The organism is Flavobacterium kochi, assembly GCF_048286715.1.
GTDB lineage: Bacteria > Bacteroidota > Bacteroidia > Flavobacteriales > Flavobacteriaceae > Flavobacterium.
On record NZ_JBLVPW010000064.1, the window covers coordinates 1 to 3,064 of the forward strand.

Consider the following 3,064-nt stretch of genomic DNA (forward strand, 5'->3'; position numbering starts at 1 on the left):
TTTGAAGTACATCTTTCAAAGTTCTGATAATGAATCTAAAAGAACAATAGCTCGCTGTGTACTACAAAGTGAATCGGAAAATAAAAAGCCCCATTTTACTGGCTTTCTTCAAAACAGCAACTCTTTAATCAGGGTAATATCTTACAAATCTAATCAAAATTAACTTTTATTTAACATTTGTGCTGCAACTTGGGTTAAAAGCCTTTTCAGTTTGATTGATCTTTAATTTTTATTACTTTTAATAAAAATTAATAACTATGAAAATTATCGCTTTTGCAGGAAGTCCCAGTAAAAACTCCATCAATAAAAAATTAGTGACTTATGCTGCTCATCTTTTCGAAAATGCCGAAGTTGAGGTGTTGGATTTAAATAATTTTCAAATGCCATTATTTAGCGTTGATATCGAAAAGGAAATCGGTCAGCATGAACTGGCAAAAGCATTTCTGGCTAAAATTGCCAGTGCCGATATTTTGGTAGTTTCACTTGCCGAAAATAATAGTAATTATTCTGCAGCTTTCAAAAATGTTTTCGACTGGTGTTCCAGGATAACAGTAAAAGTTTTTCAGGAAAAACCAATGCTTTTAATGGCAACTTCACCGGGCGGAAGAGGCGGAGCTAACGTTCTTGAAATTGCCAAAAATGCATTCCCTCGTTATGGTGCCGATGTAAAAGCAACATTCTCCCTGCCTAGTTTTGATGTTAATTTTGATGTTGAAAACGGTAAAATTTCCAATCCCGAATTGGATAAACAGCTGAAAGAGACTATTAGGAATTTTTAAATTTTCGCAACCTTTTGTACACGTATTCTGAAATCTGTAATCTAATAGCTGCAATCTTTTTTTTGTCAATATCATTCTTAATAACTTTGACGGTTTCCTATTTTAAATTTTATCGAATTACACTACATTAGCACAAAATCCACAAAATTTACAATGTCCGATCAAAATCAATATACCGAAGATAATATTCGGTCGCTCGACTGGAAAGAACATATTCGCATGCGTCCCGGAATGTACATTGGGAAACTTGGTGATGGTTCCTCTCCGGATGATGGTATTTATATTCTTCTGAAAGAAGTACTCGACAACTGTATCGATGAATTTGTCATGGGTGCAGGTAAGACAATTGAGGTAACTATCAAGGACAAAACTGTTACAGTTAGGGATTACGGTCGTGGAATTCCATTGGGAAAAGTGATTGATGTAGTTTCTAAAATGAATACAGGAGGAAAATATGATTCTTTGGCATTTAAGAAATCCGTTGGTTTGAATGGAGTCGGAACAAAAGCAGTGAATGCTTTGTCTAATTACTTCCGTGTAGAATCCGTTCGGGACGAAAAACAAAAAGCGGCTGAATTCTCTGCCGGAAATCTGGTTCTTGAAGAAGGTATTATTGAAACTACAAAGAGAAAAGGAACTAAAGTTACTTTTATTCCGGATGAAGCCATTTTTAAAAATTACAAATTCAGATTTGAATATGTAATCAAAATGCTCAAAAACTATTGTTACTTAAATAATGGTTTGACTATTTTGTTCAATGGCGAAAAATATTTTTCGGAGAATGGTCTGAAAGATTTATTGGAAGAAACCATTCATGCCGATGATTTGGAGTATCCAATCATTCATTTGAAAGGAGATGATATCGAAATTGCCTTAACACATAGCAAAACACAATACAGTGAAGAATACCATTCCTTTGTAAATGGACAAAATACGACACAAGGAGGGACGCATTTAGCAGCCTATAGGGAAGCGATTGTGAAAGCCATCCGAGAGTTTTACAATAAAAGCTTTGAGGCATCGGATGTTCGAAAGTCCATTGTTACAGCTATAAGTATTAAAGTAATGGAGCCGGTTTTTGAGTCGCAAACCAAAACCAAATTAGGTTCAACGGATATGGGTTCTGAACCGGGAATGCTATCAGTACGTACTTTTGTAAATGATTTTGTAAAAACGAAGTTAGACAATTATTTACATAAGAATCCTCCAACTGCAGAAGCATTATTGAGGAAAATTCTTCAGGCAGAGCGAGAACGTAAAGAATTATCCGGTATTAGAAAATTAGCGACAGATCGTGCCAAAAAAGCGAATCTGCATAACAAGAAATTAAGGGATTGTCGCGCCCATCTTCCAGATACTAAAAACCCTAAAAGTTTAGAAAGTACCCTTTTTATTACTGAGGGAGATTCGGCTTCCGGGTCAATTACTAAATCACGTGATGTAAATACACAAGCCGTTTTCAGTTTACGTGGAAAGCCTTTGAATTCGTATGGAATGAGCAAAAAAATTGTTTATGAAAATGAAGAATTCAATTTGTTGCAGGCGGCGCTGGATATTGAAGATGGATTAGAAAAATTAAGGTACAACAACATTGTGATCGCAACAGATGCCGATGTCGATGGAATGCACATTCGCTTGTTATTGATTACTTTTTTCTTGCAGTTTTTTCCTGAATTAATAAAGGAAGGCCATCTGTACATTTTGCAGACACCACTTTTCAGGGTGCGAAACAAGAAAGAAACGATTTACTGTTATTCTGATGAAGAGCGAAAAGATGCTATTGAAAAATTAAAACCAAAACCGGAAATCACCCGATTTAAAGGATTGGGAGAAATTTCTCCAGATGAGTTCAAGAATTTCATTGGAGAAACCATTCGTTTAGATCCTATCATGATGGATAAAAATACTTCGATTGAGCAATTATTATCTTTTTATATGGGTAAAAATACTCCAGACAGACAAGAGTTTATCATCAAGAATTTGAAGGTGGAATTGGACGTGATTGAGAAAGTTTAAAATTCAAACTGATATAGAATAATATGGAAAATCAAGATGTTCGATGGAAGCAGAGGTTTCAACATTATGTAGGAGCTTATGAGCAACCCAAAAGTCGCAACAAAACTATTGATAGGTAAAAATATTTTTTGTTCTGATAAAGATTGTTGTTTTTTTTCAAGAAAGGCTCATTTTTAATCACAAACGTTCACAATGCCCCCTTACCCCACAGAGTTTTTTAAGTAACTTCAGTAATTTCATGTTCTAAATTTGTAATATTTTATAGTCGT

The 3,064-nt window shown here is 34.7% G+C and carries 2 protein-coding genes; both read left to right on the top strand.

Going from position 1 to position 3,064, the window contains the following annotated elements; translation table 11 throughout:
• The first annotated feature begins 257 nt into the window (after window positions 1-257).
• On the top strand, window positions 258-779 hold the full coding sequence (locus ACNQGH_RS21775) for an NADPH-dependent FMN reductase (RefSeq protein WP_417958118.1): 522 nt from the start codon (window positions 258-260) through the stop codon (window positions 777-779).
• A 153-nt stretch (window positions 780-932) separates the two neighbouring features.
• Complete coding sequence (locus ACNQGH_RS21780) at window positions 933-2,795, top strand: DNA topoisomerase IV subunit B (RefSeq protein ID WP_417958119.1); 1,863 nt, start codon at window positions 933-935, stop codon at window positions 2,793-2,795.
• Window positions 2,796-3,064 lie beyond the last annotated feature (269 nt).

What these genes read in the sequence shown, in the direction of transcription:
- ACNQGH_RS21775 (WP_417958118.1), top strand. Translation starts at nt 258, where the DNA reads ATGAAAATTATCGCTTTTGCAGGAAGTCCCAGTAAAAACTCCATCAAT.
- ACNQGH_RS21780 (WP_417958119.1), top strand. Translation starts at nt 933, where the DNA reads ATGTCCGATCAAAATCAATATACCGAAGATAATATTCGGTCGCTCGAC.